The following is a 13,721-nucleotide window of genomic DNA, read 5'->3' as shown; positions in this document are numbered from 1 at the left end:
ATAGCTGCAACAACATCATCCAAATTTACTACATATGTAGATAATAGCTAGTCTGTTTGTAGTAAGCGAACTGAAATAATACCTTTTAGAATTAATGTCATCTAATTTACACCAGTCATTTTACTTTTGCCCACTACTGCGATACTCACATATATCCTGAGTCCACTGGTTCAGTCTATAGATTTTAATTGCCTCCCTAGTAGCCACTCTAAAATCACTCCTTTAGAGTTTTTTGACTAACTCAAAAAACTTAAATGTTTTACTTTAAAGTAATTATCTCATAAAAAAGAGGCTACTACTATCTACCTGCTTATTTGACGCTTGCATTAGATCAAGAAAATACAAAAAATAAACCGCTTGAACAACAAAAGAATGTCGTTTAGCGGTTTACTAAAAAGCTCACTGTATATCCTCAAGAAATCTTAATAGAATCGATTGTGGATACGTACAATGGAGGTGAGTTATGGCAAGAACAACTCACGAAATCCATTATATTACATCATTTAAAAACACCCTATACACTTAATTGATTATCTATAAGTTTATGTAAATAATTATTTATCTCTATTTTAGTAAATTTTTCACTTCCGTAATGATTAAATTGTATACTGTATAATCTTTCATAATAATTATTGTTTTCTTGAATAAGTTCACTTATCATATATCTCAATTCCTCTGATAAACTCATATTATATTTTTCAGCAAAATTAATTGCTCTTAAAATATTTAAATCTAAATGAGGATTTTCATGCAAAACAATGTTTAAACACTGTTCTTGCTTAGCTTGCTTATATATTTCATCATAAAGCATTTCTTTTTCAAGATTATATACTATTGCATCAAGATTCAAGAAAACTGTATTTACTAAATTTTCTTCAGATGCTTTAACTTTATTGTTTACAAATGCCCATGTATCTTCAAGTTTCCAAATATCGAATTCTAATGAATTAATTCTAACTTTGTAACCGCCAAATCTATTTTTTTTGTGAGGATATTTGCATAATATATCTTCTAAACTATTTTTTCTTTTTTTCTTGATTACGATATCAAAATCTCGAGGTATATTTCTAAACCCACTTTCTAAATATTCTCTAACACTTCCACCAAATAATAATAATTCATTATCTATACTTAGTTCATTAATCATTTGCTCTGCCATAGGATATACTTGCATTAGCTCTATGAAATCCCTCGATAAATTACTATATGGCATTCTCTCACATCCTTAAGGTAATTTTATTCCTATTAGCTCCTTATATAAATTAACCGCATACGAATCCGTCATTCCTGTAATAAAGTCCGTAATTAAAATTAGTTTATCATATAGCGTAAAGTTTTCAAATGTCTTTTCTGGTTTGCCTTCTTCATTTAATTTGCATATATAAATAAAATTATCAGAAATCAATTTATACAGTTTACCCTCTTTAACTTTTGCACTAGGTTCTTTTTCTGAAAATGCAATAGCTGCTACAAACCTATCTAGTAACCCTTCAATTACATTCTCTCCTACTAACTCTAATGTTAATACTTCTCTATCTATAAAGCAGGTTTGCCTAGTAACCTCTTGAAGTTGCTTCACCAAGTTACTAACTTTTCCCTTACCTAATAGGTCACCTTCAAATTTACAATTCATTATATCATCATAATATTCCATAAATGTATTGCGACAATCCACAAATAAAATTCCTTGCATCGCTACTTTAAAATTTTGCATTGAAATCAAAGAGCTCCCTGGCACCATATTTTCTTCTGCCTTTTTATTTTTTTCATCAAGTTCTTTGAAGATCTCCTTAAGTTGTTCTTCATTTTTTAGAGCCTCCTTTATATTCTTATATGTTAAATCCCAATCTATAATTCCTTTTTTCACTCCATCTTCTACATCTGCTAATAAATAAGCAATATCATCAGATGCTTCAAGTAAATATGTTGCTGCATGACGGCCTTTATCTATACCAGTCTTTTCAAATATCTTATTCGCTACATTATGTTCTGCCACAAAAAAACCAAATTTATTTTTCACTCTAGCTCGTGAATCTGTAGATTTCCAAGGATATTTCATAATTGTTGCCATTGTAGCATATGTAAAATTAACTCCATATTGATCATTCATAAATTGTAGTTTAGATATTATCCTTAGTGTCTGTGCATTCCCCTCAAATCTAATAAAATCTTCTTTTTCTTGTTCTGTTATCGAATCTTTTTTATTCTTTCTTCTGTATTCTTCATTAAATTCATTAAACTCCACACTATGGAACCACTTTGTAAACCATTTTCTAATAATATCTTCCCCATAATGCCCAAATGGTGGATTTCCTAAATCATGAATTAATCCAGCTACAGCCAATAAAGATGATAGCTGGTATATTTGCTTCACTTCACTAAATTCTCCTTTTTCCACTAATTTTTCTCCTATTGCTAATCCAAATGACCTTGCAATAGCAGAGGCTTCTAATGAATGAGTTAACCGTGTTCGTGTAAAATCATTTTCTTGTAAAGGAAATACCTGTGCCTTATCCTGCAATCTTCTAACCGATGAAGATGCTATAATCCTATCATAATCTTTATCAAACTCATTTCTATGACTTGTGACATTAGAACTTGAAATTCTTTGTCTTTCTGTACATAATAATTTTTCCCATTTTAAAATTGTTTCCATTATATTTCCCCCTAAAATAAAAACTCCTCATACAACACACTCTTACTCTGCTGTACAAGGATTAGTTAATTTATCTCTAGCTTTCCAATATAAGTAATTTTTCGTAAATACTCCAAAATCCCCGAAACACTTTTTTGTCAGAGTATTTCGAGGATTTAGTACAATGGAGGTGAACCTATCACTGCGGTATCCACAATTACTTTCAGCGACTATAAATATATGTTCTCATAGGCTTGCCTTTTATGGTAGGCCTATGATATAGGTCTAGGTAGTTTAGTAATAAACCGCGCATATCCATCACTCGTTTTTATAAGGTTTAAGCTATGGTACCTTTTCATGTGTAATAGATCATCTACATTATACGGATCTAGCTCCTCTTTTAATTCATTATAATTCATTTTATCACATCCTGCAATCAACATGTATGATGTATTAGCAGCTTTTAGCTCTCCTCGTATAATTGGAATTTGGCCCAAGTAGTGACAACTAATGATTGGTTTAGCTCCAAATTTAGCAATCTGACTTAATTTACTTCTGAGGAAATCTTGACAGTTTGGGGTTTGGTATAGCTCATCAAAGTACATATTAACCTTTATTAGATTATCCAGCTCCTTAACCAGCCACTTCCTTTGTTGAAGTGCTGCCCATAACTTAGTGAGCCAGTATGTCGCATAGATATCCTTTTCTATTTCTGTAGAAAACATGGTCTCTGGCATTTTTATAAATATAGCTTGTGATTTCATTATCTCTTCTGTTAGGTTAAAATTCTTAGAGCAATCTTTTTTTAACATCATTTCCACATAGGTATTTTGCTTTAGCTTATTTGCTCTATTAAGTATCCCTTGAATAGCACTTATCTTTGTACCTATTACCTCACTGCTTTTCTTATCAACCTCATCTAACTCATTAAGAGCCTCTATATACTCTTGGCAATTCACTTGCTGATTAGTAGGTATTTTATTAATATACTCAGCACGTAATTGGTGCCTTTGAAGTATCCCGAATACATCCCTGATAGGACCATTAGAGATAAATACTGTAACAGCTGCCGCCTCTAGGTATCTCTCCATTCTCGCTCGAAGTTCAGTCTCATCACCTTGAACAGAATTAATAAGTGTCATGAGTTGGCTTGATTGAGCTTTTGAACTTCGATATCTATCAAATACATCATTGCTGTTAGAATATAATTCATTGTAACCTAGCCCTTGCAAGTCCTTTGGGTCTGAGCAATCAATTACCAGACATTTAATACCTTGCTTTTGTAATGCTACCTTAACTTCTTCTGTTAGCTCACAGTTACCACACCAATCAAAAAATACATTTATTTCACTTGCCCTCGCTGAATCTACCCCCATGTTTGATATAAGAGTAGTTTTTCCTGCTCTGGTAGGCCCTATTACGCAAGTTGTTAGGTATTTAAAGTTTCTATCCATAGAAAGATATGCCTTAATACTATTTCCCTTATAAGTGCTTTCTCCTATACACATAACCCCTTTTTGTAGTTCTTCTGGCACCAATACCTCTAGTGTGTTAATATGCTCTATCTTATGTTTTTCTAATAATTCTCTTCCAGGTAACTGTAGTAAATTTTGACACTCTGAAACACTCATCTTATTCCTTTCCACTGATCTATACACACAACTATCATTTAAAGCTTCGAATTTTTTGTTTTCCTTATAAATCAATTCATTATCCCCTTCTATGCTATTAAACCCTTGACAAACAGAAATCACATTGCTTTTACTCCTAGATAGATTAGGACCACTACCTAAAATAGCTATCTGAGTGTCTAGTATTATTTCATTTTTCTTTCGTTTTGTCTGCTCAGATAATTCTATTCGAGTTCTATTAAGTGCATCCGTGAGATTTGTAAGTGTACTAACCTCATTTTTGTTTTCCCCAAAAGCATCGCATATACCATCTAAAACGCTTTGAATAAGCCACAACAGACATATAGCTGAATATTTAAGCAAGTATCCTACTGATACTTTGTTTCGGTCAAGAGGCTTGTATTGCTTCCATTTGTCGAGTGTATGCTTATAGTCAGCATTCCAATATCTCTGATTAATTGGTACAAAATTATAAAATATTCCCACCCTATCCTCTTCTTCTATCACATCAACTATATTTAATATACTGCTAAGAAGAGTGTTGCCCCTAGCATCCGTATCTAGACTAAGGGCATCCTCTTTCTTGTACCCAAGGTTATAACTAACCTTATCCCCTTCAAACTCTTTCACTTTATCAGTTTTCTCTATAGTAACCCTAGGCCATACGCTAGATATTTTCTCCCTAGCAATAGATTCATACTGTCCAGGCACAATAAAATAAAAGCTAACATCATTCTTTTGTATATCAATAAAATAGCTACATCGCATAGGAGATTTAAAACACCATGTTTTTTCTTGTTTGTAGATACGCTTGTTAATCCCTTGGTACATATTTGCTATCATCTTAGCTAAAGCTGAGCTGTTATAGTTACGAATTGATGTATCTGGTATAAGTTTAAGGTACACATATTCAGGCTTAATCATCTTAAAATAATCACTAATTGTCATAGTTTTAGTTAGGGTAAGCTCCATCAATAAGCACCTCCTAACATAGCATTAGCAATCTGTATAAACACGTACACTATAATGGGAATGATTATCCACTTCCTTGCACTTTTTACTCCTACCATGTAGAGCATGAGAGCTACTAATGATACCGTAGTACAAGCTGGTAGACTAGTATCAACAGTCCACATCCATATGCCATGGCACCAATTTTGAAAAGGCTTCACTATCATGTTATCTATAACACCTTGCATAGCACTCTCAATAGTTTCTTTTATCCCTAAATCTATAGCACACAGAGTAGGTGTAGTTACTGCTGGTATATAGCAAATTTGCATAATTACCCCTCCCATCCAGCGAATGCGTTTTTTATATAAAAGTATACTGTAGGAACTGCATAAACACATATAACGCCTATACCATACTTAGCTACTATACTAGGTATACGCTTTGGATCTCCTTCAAGCATTGCTTTACCTATTTCAAATAGAGCCATAAAGATAGCTATAAATGTTATGATTAGCTGAACTAATCCTATACCATCATACCCAAGTTTCTTTACTGGGTTTTCATCAGCTGCTAATAAGCTTTGACAACACATCATAAGTGTGAATCCTATAGTTATTAATCTTATGGCTTTTTTATTTCCTTTTGTCATAACTTCGGTTAGAGCCCTTTCGTATAATGTAGACCCAACAGGTCTTATATAATAGATTTTCAAAATTATTTCCCCTTCCATGTATAATTTCCGTATATTCGGAGATACTTAGATAAATAAAAAATTACGAGGTGATACAAATGATATTTACAACGGCTTATTGCACATTTTTAGTTTTAGATGCAACATGTATCGTTTTGACTTGTATGTTAAGATAAAATTTTCATAAAACAAGCAAAATAGGAATATTTAGCTGACACGAAATCATATAGTGAAGTATGAACGTTGTGAGCGCCAGCGAGCAAGTCATCTTCACGTCTATGCCATATCTATAACCCTTTTAAAATTGATTGAACACTATCTTCTAAACCGCCCCTCATGGCGGTGTTTTTATGTTCTGGAGTGTACTTTTTAATAAGTTCTATTACTTTTTCTTCCGTTATATTCTCTTCCTCTCTCTTGAGTAAATCCACAATGTAGCTACTTAGTTTTTTATTTTCCTTAAGTTCTAGTATCTTTTGTATTACTTCTATCTCACGATCAGGAATATAAACCTCTATTCTCATTTCCACACCACCTGACTTAGCAAATAAAGACCCCTCACATTCTCCCAAACTGCGTAATCGGATATAAATGCTTTAAAGTAATTCTTAAACAACTCTCTGAATTTAAGAGCTCCTCCACCTGTAAATCTAAAATCAAGTTGCGTAGGATAATTCATCTTCCTGAACTCTAAATTAAGTTCCTCTATATAATTTTCTAGTACCTTATCAGTAACCTTGTCACCATTCTTAATAAGATATTTAATCTGATAGTCTGGTATATTTACAAGTCCTGTCTGCTGTAATGCCATTCTGATACGGTTTTCTAAGATGATTGCTCCGAGTTGACAACCAAAAGCAGTACCTGGTACCAACTTGCCATTATCAAATATCATAGCGTTAATAGTAAGTCCCCCTACATCAATTAGGCACACTAACTTATTATTATACCAAGACAAATCACTTAAAGTAGCAGCAGCTCCCTCTGGATATACTTCACAATCTTTTATTCTATCCAAACTTAGTAACCACTCCTTATAATTTCGCCTTGCTTCAATATTACTATAAGTATTAATAGGTAATGCACTCATTACTCTTACTTCCTTATCAGTAGTTGCTTTTTGAATAGCATAAGATACACAAGCCTTTTGAGTAAAACTAGTAGTCTTATCTAATTCTAAATCATGATTTCCTGAACCTACTTTATACTGTTCTCCTGCTATCTTTAAATTAGATTCATATTTATCTAGCGCTTTAGTGACCTTACTCTCAAACATAAATTCTTTGGTATCTGTCCTAACCTTTGTCGCAAAGTATCCGTTATTTATACACATATTCTCCATACATTCACCCTTTCTTTATACGTTGTTTATCCTTACAATATACGTATATTCCGAAATATTTCTGTTTATGACTATTTCTATAGATTTTTTTTACAATAAATGGTATTTTGTATTTAGGGGTGATTTTGTGATAAGTTACATAGGATTAGAAGAGATATTAAGAGAAAGAGGTAAAGATCGCAGATACTTACATGAGGTTGTAGGATTAAGTAATGATACCATTGCTAAGTTTAAAAAAGGAGAAAGTGTAAGTGTATCAGTTTTAGAACGTATATGTTTAGCTCTAAATTGTGACATAGGAGATATTTGTAAGATAAAAAAAAGTCCAAGAGATTGATTACTCTTGGATTTTTAATTCTCCACTAAACAAGATTTTGTCATTTTTTAAATCTTCTACATCATAACTATATCCTTCTTCTCCTACATATGCTGTAATGGCATATAGTGCATTCTTATACATATCACTAGTGTTTTTCATAGCATAGCCTTTTTCATAAATATAAATGATAATTTCCTCTATACCATATGATTTTGTATAGATATCAAGAAAATCGCTAAGTACATCTATAGGATTATTAACATCAAAGTCATCAGGTATTTCTATACCTACTCTAATGTATTTATCCTCATCAACAATCCCAGTCTTTATTTTACTTGCTAATATCTTATATTTACTTAGGATATCATTATTTAGCACCTGTACCATTTGACCATCTATTTGATACTTAGTATTGCTATTTTTTATTGTGTATTTTAATTGTTGTGCTGCCCCAGGCATTATCTCAATCCCTCCATACTGTCCCATAAAACCAGCGCCATCTATATATATACTGCCTACAAACTTACAATCTTGACTTGTATTTTCTACAGATAGATATATATCTTCTTCATAAGCTAGTTTATCCTTCGTAATACCTTTATCTATATAGAGTTGCTTCCCATCAGAACCTATAAGCTCTACTGATATGCAGTCTTTTACATCACAGTGTAAATTGCTATTAGCTTCATTATTAGTTTGTACTATATTCATTTTGCCATTACTTGCTGATTCAACTCCAGAATCACTAGCTTCTATATCACCTATCACTATTCCTATACCTAAAATCAGTAAAAAAACTATAACTACTACTGTAAAAATAAAACCCATAGGATTTTTATAAAAGCTTATTTTTAACTTTGATATCATATTATGCACCACCCTATCTTTTTATAATTATATAAATTATCTGACATATTATCAACTCAATTTAATATTAAATAAAATTTTCGAACAAATAAAAAACGTGGAGCACATGGCCCCACGTTGGCAGTTATTACGGTTATAGCACTATTGCTTAGCTAATTAGATTCTCTTCTAGTCTACCTAGGTGCACAACTCAATCTTATTGGCTAGGCAACTTTCTCGGAAGAAAGGATTGCTTTTGGATCTGCCAACCACCTATTAGTAGTATGTGCAGTTTTTAGTATTTAATACATTCGCTATTTACTTCCTGGTGACATTTCTGCAACTACTTGCTTTGCATCGAATAATAATAGCGTACCTGTAATAAATTTATATTTACCTTCAATAAGCCTATATATTCTAAAGTCATTTACAGTAGGAACTATCTTATATAATAAATCATTAGTATAATACACTCTAACCCCATTCTCTTTCTTGTATTTCATAATATCATCCCCTAATGACATTATTTATAAAAAGATATTTTTAATAATGTAAAAATGCTATTGTCTTTCCTAAGAACATTAATAAAAATTCTCCTATAGCATCTATAAACACAGCTAATATGAGACTGATAAACCCTATCATAAACCCGTATATTATAATAAATAAATTCTCTTTATCAACAAAATATTGAAGCAAAGCTATAGCACTAATTAAGCTACATAGTCCTCCGATAAAAAATAGTATCCATTTCACAACCATTCCAGTTACCTGAAATACAAAAGCAAAAAAAGCTATTATAGGTATTAAAAATAATGCACCTATCTTTAATACAACTATTAGTATTTTAAGCATAATACCTTTTGATTTGTTTAATTCATTATAAATTTCTTCATCAGTAACTGGAGATATTTGTATATCAATATCGTTCTTCATATTCCCCCCTAATTAATAGCATGTACTTAATTGCGTTTTTATATAATAGTATCATATTTCACTATATTTATACAATAAAAAAGACCAAGCTCTGCACCTGGTCTATCTAAAACGATATTTTTATAAAGTAAAAGACCAGGTTCCGCACCTGATCCACCAAAAACTATTATTACTTTACAAATTCACCATTAAACAACCCTATACTAGATTTTTCGTATTCACCTAGATGAAATGCCTCTATTCGTAACTTATTACCTTTTGAAATATCTATAACAATATCTTTAGGCATATCTCCTTTAATTAATGTATGCTCATATCTTAAGTTATCATCTACATATATCTTTATAAGTCTTTCACCTATAGAATCTTGTGAAGCTTTAGGAATACCTAATTTAGCCCTAAACTCTTTATATTCACTATTTAAAGGAAATTCTATATAATTCCCATCTTCCATATGATAACTAGCTTCTAATACCAAATAATTAGTATATTTATTGCCTATATTATCTTCTTCAACTACATTCCATTTATCATTATACGCATAATTAACAAAATCCATACCTATAGCATTTACTCGTTTAGACATATCTTTTATGTCCTGTCCCCAATATGAAATATTTTTGCTACCATCATTTCCTAAATATACCACCCCGTCTTTATAATTTACGGGAATATTTACTAATTCACCAAACTTTCTAAGTGGAACATAAGTACTACCATTGTAAGCTATTACTTCTTGATCTGATACATTCCCATTATAACTAACTTTTTGTGTTTTTAACTCAGCTGTAATTTTAACTCCTGAAGCGCCTATAGTAGCACCTAATAATAGTACCCCAAAAAATCCTAAAATCTTCTTCATATTAATCCTCCTTAAATTATAAACTATATAAATTTTAGCATATTTTAGTATATTCTTACAATAAAAAGAGGTAGGGTTTCTTCCCTACCTCTCAAAACTATTCTTTTATAAATTAAAAAATAACGAAAAACGCTCCAGCATAAATATCCTTTTGTTATATTTTAATTATAAGCTGGTACCCACAACTCATAGAATTGTAGGTACCAGCCCAGCATACTAATTATTATTAAAGCTAGTTGTTCTTAGTTAATAATTGTTTTAATACTATAAACATATATTTTACACTTTCGTTTATTACAGCTACTACAAAAGCTATAAATAATGCCTTTAGCATATACACAACCCAGCCACCTTTCTTGCTATAAGTAACTGGTACCTTAATTATAGTATACTAATATCATAAAAAAATATTCCATATAAAGTTTTACCCATAATAAAAGACCAGGCTCAGCACCTGGTACTTCTAAAACTATTCTTTATCTCAGTATTATTCTTAAAATTAAGCAAGCCTACATAAGTTATCAAATTTATCTCTATAACTAGTTTTAGAACTTCTGTATTGATCTTTAGGTTTCTTTTTATACTTTTCTTGTGCATCCATTACAGCTGTGCAACCTAATCCAATTAATATAGGTGTTTGTGATATTATAAAAAATAATATCTTATATCCTACAACAATCTTCTCAAACAATGATAATGTTCTATTCTCTTTTAATATTTGAGTTATAAAATTTACAGTAAAAGCACATAATAATACAGGAATGTAAATAGAAAAAATTAGTATGTTTTTTACCCCTACGATGTATAATCTTATTGCTGTTCCTATGATGATTGATAAAAATAAAACTGCGATTAATATAAAGAGATTAATACCTGTCATACTATCATCCCCTTTCTACTGATGGCTTCAAAGATTCCCTATACTTATTTTCACATGTTCTAGGAGTTGCTATCCAATCAATTCCAGTACATAAAACAAATATAAGTAAAAGATAGTATACTATACTAATATTTATTTTAAAATTAGTGCCTTTAAATGCTAAATGATTACTTGTAGGAATCATAACAAGATTATTTCCATCATTTATAATATTTATACTTCCACTTATACCAATATATGCAAAAATTAAGACTCCGATACAAATTGATATTTCAAAAACCTTCATCCACTTTCTTGTATTTTCTTGGGGAATAAATGATAAATAATCAATTAACAAAGGGACTATAAACAATCCAAGTGAAACAAAAAAAGCATTCCCATCAGTTACGCCATAACCTAACCACAACCAAGATACGAAAGTATATATAACTCGAAATCCTAAGTTAGCAATTTTATTAGGTTTATCACTTACTTGATATTGAATGCAATTTGTGCATATTTTATGTTTTGTATCATTATCTAGCTTATTACTAGGTTTTTGTCCTTTAGTATTCATACTACACACCCCATCAAATTGTCTGTATATTAAGTATTTTAACACACTTTGTCAATTACAATATGTTGTAGTAAATTAAACACCAAATACAATATGTTGTATATGATTTTTTATACTATATCTTATACTATAAGTATACATCTTATATTTATTTTTTTCAACTAAACAATTCTGCAATTTAGGCATAAAAAAAGAAGGTAGAGCCTAAGCCCTACCTAAACTAATTTTGATACTCTTATTAATATTGTTCTAATGTACTTAGGCACAAACTCTTTCCTATCCCATAACGTACGGTCTGTAATGACTTCCTTGCCTTGTAAGTAATCTATGGTAGCTTTATAGTCACTAAAGCCAAACAATGCTCCTATACGAAGTATGAGTGTTTCTGCATACCTTAAATCCATCTTATCTATAGAGTTCCAATTGCACGCATTCATTTTCACCCCAGCTACCACTAATTTATCTATAGCGGTTACAAGTTCTTGGTCTACTTGCTTAGGTGGTATATAAGTAGGTATTTTAGCCCCGGCATTGAGCTGCTTTATAGATAACCCATAAGTATATTGAAAATGTGGGGCATCTTTAAAGCTACTCCACCCTCCACCCCATTCTAATCCTAAACTTTGTCCAATCTTACCTAACTTAGCTAAAAAGGCTGCATTGTAAGGGTCAGTCTTGGAGTTCTGGATGCAGTCAAAAGCTAAACGCCAATTATGGTAAGAGCTTTTATCTTTACCTCTAGCATTAGTCACAATAGCACCTGGCTTAGTACGACCTTGCGCATACAAGAAATCTTGCCTTTCTGGACTACGATAAGTATCTATAATCTTAGCATCAAGTCCTTGTTTCTTAGCTTCTACTAGTAACTTCTCTGCCAACTCCCTAACCTTTGGGTGTAACTCTTTTATATCGTCACATCTGTCTATACTCATTTTAAAGCCTCCCCTATAGCATTCATTTTAGTTACTATATCTTCTATTAATTGTTCTCTTTCTAGTGCTGTGAGCTTAGGCAATAACTGTTGTAATAGTTTATCTACCCAAGCAAATTTATCAGGTCCAGCGTTAGCATAGCTAAATAATGTCTCTGCTACATTAACTAAAATAACTGTAACCATGCTAGGTACATTCTTCTTTATCCATGGTATAGCTAACACCACAACTACTAAAAATACTACTTGTACAATTGCTAAAATTAAATCAAACATTTTATTTACCTCCTCTATTTTGATACAGCTTCTTTAATATCTTTCATATCTTCTTTAATGCTTGCTAAATCATTTGTAAACTGTTCTACTAGCTTCCTATTAGTCTCTGATAGTTCCTTATTTGTTTCGCTTAGCTCCCTATTTGTGGTGTTAACTTCTACGAGTGTCATTGTTAGCTTATCTTGATTCTCTTGCATCTTCTGCCATATCTTATAAATAAAAAAAGCCAAACCCAATACACAAATAATAGGAAAACCTACCATTTGTATGGCTTGACTTGTGGATGTTATGTCCATAAGCAATTCCTCCTGTCCTAAAAAAAGCATAAAAAATACACCATCTCTGGTGTCTCTCCTATGCCTTATTCAACTTAACAACTGATTATTTGTTTATGCTGCTACTAACTTTTGTTGTGCATATGCTAGTATCTCTGCGGATTCCCCAGCATTAATCCAACCCATAGCCAAGTATAGTGCCACAAGTTCCTGCATCCCCCTAAGTGATTGTGTTCTTTGCTCTACTGCTGCCACTCCAATCCTTGTAAAAATATTATCCTTTACCATAGTTTGCAATGCTTCACTCATTTTAATTTCCTCCTGTTAACAAAGTATTTTTTGCTACTTGTTCCGCTAAAATCCCTATAGCTTGCTCTATTTGATTTAACCTGTTTTCTTCCTGTGGTTTGTCTATATACTCATCTAGCCACACCATATTATTAACATCACATTTCCTTCCTAGATATGATGTATCATATGATAAAATATTTATCATATTTTCCTTAATTACTTCATCACTTAATTCTGATATACATATACAATAACCTAAATCGTTTATTTGTGCATAATATCTCATTAAATCATTC

The 13,721-nt window shown here is 31.5% G+C and carries 19 protein-coding genes; 1 reads left to right on the top strand and 18 read right to left on the bottom strand.

Going from position 1 to position 13,721, the window contains the following annotated elements; genetic code table 11:
- Nucleotides 1-514: 514 nt before the first annotated feature.
- The 7 genes from CS063_RS01685 to CS063_RS01655 all read right to left on the bottom strand — a co-directional run bounded on the left by CS063_RS01685 (nucleotide 515) and on the right by CS063_RS01655 (nucleotide 7,253).
- Complete coding sequence (locus tag CS063_RS01685) at nucleotides 515-1,213, bottom strand: hypothetical protein (protein WP_099447981.1); 699 nt, start codon at nucleotides 1,211-1,213, stop codon at nucleotides 515-517.
- Nucleotides 1,214-1,225: 12 nt separating this feature from the next.
- Entirely contained in the window at nucleotides 1,226-2,656 is a 1,431-nt protein-coding gene (gene dgt / locus CS063_RS01680) for a dGTP triphosphohydrolase (RefSeq protein ID WP_099447980.1), read from the bottom strand.
- 251 nt (nucleotides 2,657-2,907) lie between these two features.
- The gene (locus tag CS063_RS01675) at nucleotides 2,908-5,238 is read right to left on the bottom strand and encodes a type IV secretory system conjugative DNA transfer family protein (RefSeq protein ID WP_099447979.1); all 2,331 of its coding nucleotides are present in this window, start codon (nucleotides 5,236-5,238) and stop codon (nucleotides 2,908-2,910) included.
- Nucleotides 5,238-5,549 (bottom strand): hypothetical protein, encoded by a 312-nt coding sequence (locus CS063_RS01670; protein WP_099447978.1) that lies wholly within the window; start codon nucleotides 5,547-5,549, stop codon nucleotides 5,238-5,240. The genes CS063_RS01675 and CS063_RS01670 overlap by 1 nt, the downstream gene beginning before the upstream one ends.
- 2 nt (nucleotides 5,550-5,551) lie before the next feature.
- Complete coding sequence (locus CS063_RS01665) at nucleotides 5,552-5,932, bottom strand: hypothetical protein (protein ID WP_099447977.1); 381 nt, start codon at nucleotides 5,930-5,932, stop codon at nucleotides 5,552-5,554.
- Nucleotides 5,933-6,198: 266 nt separating this feature from the next.
- A complete protein-coding gene (locus CS063_RS01660; RefSeq protein WP_099447976.1) occupies nucleotides 6,199-6,435 on the bottom strand; it encodes a hypothetical protein in 237 nt (78 codons plus the stop codon).
- The gene (locus tag CS063_RS01655; RefSeq protein WP_099447975.1) at nucleotides 6,432-7,253 is read right to left on the bottom strand and encodes a ParM/StbA family protein; all 822 of its coding nucleotides are present in this window, start codon (nucleotides 7,251-7,253) and stop codon (nucleotides 6,432-6,434) included. The genes CS063_RS01660 and CS063_RS01655 overlap by 4 nt, the downstream gene beginning before the upstream one ends.
- A gap of 127 nt (nucleotides 7,254-7,380) precedes the next feature.
- Here CS063_RS01655 and CS063_RS01650 point away from each other — a divergent pair, with 127 nt between their 5' ends.
- Nucleotides 7,381-7,590, top strand: coding sequence for a helix-turn-helix domain-containing protein (locus CS063_RS01650; protein WP_180270638.1), 210 nt, complete (start codon nucleotides 7,381-7,383; stop codon nucleotides 7,588-7,590).
- On the opposite strand, the gene CS063_RS01645 is transcribed toward CS063_RS01650, so the two are convergent.
- The 11 genes from CS063_RS01645 to CS063_RS01595 all read right to left on the bottom strand — a co-directional run bounded on the left by CS063_RS01645 (nucleotide 7,591) and on the right by CS063_RS01595 (nucleotide 13,711).
- Nucleotides 7,591-8,439 carry a hypothetical protein gene (locus CS063_RS01645; protein WP_099447973.1) on the bottom strand — a complete coding sequence of 283 codons (849 nt, stop codon included), beginning with the start codon at nucleotides 8,437-8,439 and terminating at the stop codon, nucleotides 7,591-7,593. It lies immediately after the preceding gene.
- A 293-nt stretch (nucleotides 8,440-8,732) separates the two neighbouring features.
- On the bottom strand, nucleotides 8,733-8,921 hold the full coding sequence (locus CS063_RS01640) for a hypothetical protein (protein ID WP_099447972.1): 189 nt from the start codon (nucleotides 8,919-8,921) through the stop codon (nucleotides 8,733-8,735).
- 40 nt (nucleotides 8,922-8,961) lie between these two features.
- Complete coding sequence (locus CS063_RS01635; protein WP_099447971.1) at nucleotides 8,962-9,354, bottom strand: hypothetical protein; 393 nt, start codon at nucleotides 9,352-9,354, stop codon at nucleotides 8,962-8,964.
- A gap of 169 nt (nucleotides 9,355-9,523) precedes the next feature.
- Nucleotides 9,524-10,216 (bottom strand): NPCBM/NEW2 domain-containing protein, encoded by a 693-nt coding sequence (locus CS063_RS01630; RefSeq protein WP_099447970.1) that lies wholly within the window; start codon nucleotides 10,214-10,216, stop codon nucleotides 9,524-9,526.
- Between the two features lie 499 nt (nucleotides 10,217-10,715).
- Nucleotides 10,716-11,096 (bottom strand): hypothetical protein, encoded by a 381-nt coding sequence (locus tag CS063_RS01625; protein WP_099447969.1) that lies wholly within the window; start codon nucleotides 11,094-11,096, stop codon nucleotides 10,716-10,718.
- A 4-nt stretch (nucleotides 11,097-11,100) separates the two neighbouring features.
- Nucleotides 11,101-11,652: a hypothetical protein gene (locus CS063_RS01620; RefSeq protein WP_099447968.1), complete on the bottom strand. Its 552-nt coding sequence runs from the start codon at nucleotides 11,650-11,652 to the stop codon at nucleotides 11,101-11,103.
- A gap of 215 nt (nucleotides 11,653-11,867) precedes the next feature.
- Nucleotides 11,868-12,584: a M15 family metallopeptidase gene (locus tag CS063_RS01615; RefSeq protein WP_099447967.1), complete on the bottom strand. Its 717-nt coding sequence runs from the start codon at nucleotides 12,582-12,584 to the stop codon at nucleotides 11,868-11,870.
- Nucleotides 12,581-12,859, bottom strand: a complete 279-nt coding sequence (locus CS063_RS01610) for a hypothetical protein (protein ID WP_099447966.1) — start codon at nucleotides 12,857-12,859, stop codon at nucleotides 12,581-12,583. Before CS063_RS01610 ends, CS063_RS01615 begins: the two co-directional genes overlap by 4 nt.
- Nucleotides 12,860-12,873: 14 nt before the next feature.
- A complete protein-coding gene (locus CS063_RS01605) occupies nucleotides 12,874-13,155 on the bottom strand; it encodes a hypothetical protein (RefSeq protein ID WP_143452424.1) in 282 nt (93 codons plus the stop codon).
- 93 nt (nucleotides 13,156-13,248) lie between these two features.
- Nucleotides 13,249-13,443, bottom strand: a complete 195-nt coding sequence (locus CS063_RS01600) for a hypothetical protein (protein ID WP_099447964.1) — start codon at nucleotides 13,441-13,443, stop codon at nucleotides 13,249-13,251.
- A gap of 1 nt (nucleotide 13,444) precedes the next feature.
- Nucleotides 13,445-13,711, bottom strand: a complete 267-nt coding sequence (locus CS063_RS01595) for a hypothetical protein (RefSeq protein ID WP_099447963.1) — start codon at nucleotides 13,709-13,711, stop codon at nucleotides 13,445-13,447.
- Between the last annotated feature and the right edge of the window lie 10 nt (nucleotides 13,712-13,721).

Origin of the sequence: Sporanaerobium hydrogeniformans (assembly GCF_002735925.1) — a bacterium.
In the GTDB taxonomy this organism is placed as follows: domain Bacteria; phylum Bacillota; class Clostridia; order Lachnospirales; family Cellulosilyticaceae; genus Sporanaerobium; species Sporanaerobium hydrogeniformans.
This window is presented reverse-complemented; position numbering and strand designations above follow the sequence as displayed.

Excerpts from the sequence above, each read along its gene's own strand:
- CS063_RS01685 (WP_099447981.1), bottom strand. The coding sequence starts at position 1,213 with ATGCCATATAGTAATTTATCGAGGGATTTCATAGAGCTAATGCAAGTA.
- dgt (WP_099447980.1), bottom strand. The coding sequence starts at position 2,656 with ATGGAAACAATTTTAAAATGGGAAAAATTATTATGTACAGAAAGACAA.
- CS063_RS01675 (WP_099447979.1), bottom strand. The coding sequence starts at position 5,238 with ATGGAGCTTACCCTAACTAAAACTATGACAATTAGTGATTATTTTAAG.
- CS063_RS01670 (WP_099447978.1), bottom strand. The coding sequence starts at position 5,549 with ATGCAAATTTGCTATATACCAGCAGTAACTACACCTACTCTGTGTGCT.
- CS063_RS01660 (WP_099447976.1), bottom strand. The coding sequence starts at position 6,435 with ATGAGAATAGAGGTTTATATTCCTGATCGTGAGATAGAAGTAATACAA.
- CS063_RS01655 (WP_099447975.1), bottom strand. The coding sequence starts at position 7,253 with ATGGAGAATATGTGTATAAATAACGGATACTTTGCGACAAAGGTTAGG.
- CS063_RS01645 (WP_099447973.1), bottom strand. The coding sequence starts at position 8,439 with ATGATATCAAAGTTAAAAATAAGCTTTTATAAAAATCCTATGGGTTTT.
- CS063_RS01640 (WP_099447972.1), bottom strand. The coding sequence starts at position 8,921 with ATGAAATACAAGAAAGAGAATGGGGTTAGAGTGTATTATACTAATGAT.
- CS063_RS01635 (WP_099447971.1), bottom strand. The coding sequence starts at position 9,354 with ATGAAGAACGATATTGATATACAAATATCTCCAGTTACTGATGAAGAA.
- CS063_RS01630 (WP_099447970.1), bottom strand. The coding sequence starts at position 10,216 with ATGAAGAAGATTTTAGGATTTTTTGGGGTACTATTATTAGGTGCTACT.
- CS063_RS01625 (WP_099447969.1), bottom strand. The coding sequence starts at position 11,096 with ATGACAGGTATTAATCTCTTTATATTAATCGCAGTTTTATTTTTATCA.
- CS063_RS01620 (WP_099447968.1), bottom strand. The coding sequence starts at position 11,652 with ATGAATACTAAAGGACAAAAACCTAGTAATAAGCTAGATAATGATACA.
- CS063_RS01615 (WP_099447967.1), bottom strand. The coding sequence starts at position 12,584 with ATGAGTATAGACAGATGTGACGATATAAAAGAGTTACACCCAAAGGTT.
- CS063_RS01610 (WP_099447966.1), bottom strand. The coding sequence starts at position 12,859 with ATGTTTGATTTAATTTTAGCAATTGTACAAGTAGTATTTTTAGTAGTT.
- CS063_RS01605 (WP_143452424.1), bottom strand. The coding sequence starts at position 13,155 with ATGGACATAACATCCACAAGTCAAGCCATACAAATGGTAGGTTTTCCT.
- CS063_RS01600 (WP_099447964.1), bottom strand. The coding sequence starts at position 13,443 with ATGAGTGAAGCATTGCAAACTATGGTAAAGGATAATATTTTTACAAGG.
- CS063_RS01595 (WP_099447963.1), bottom strand. The coding sequence starts at position 13,711 with ATGAGATATTATGCACAAATAAACGATTTAGGTTATTGTATATGTATA.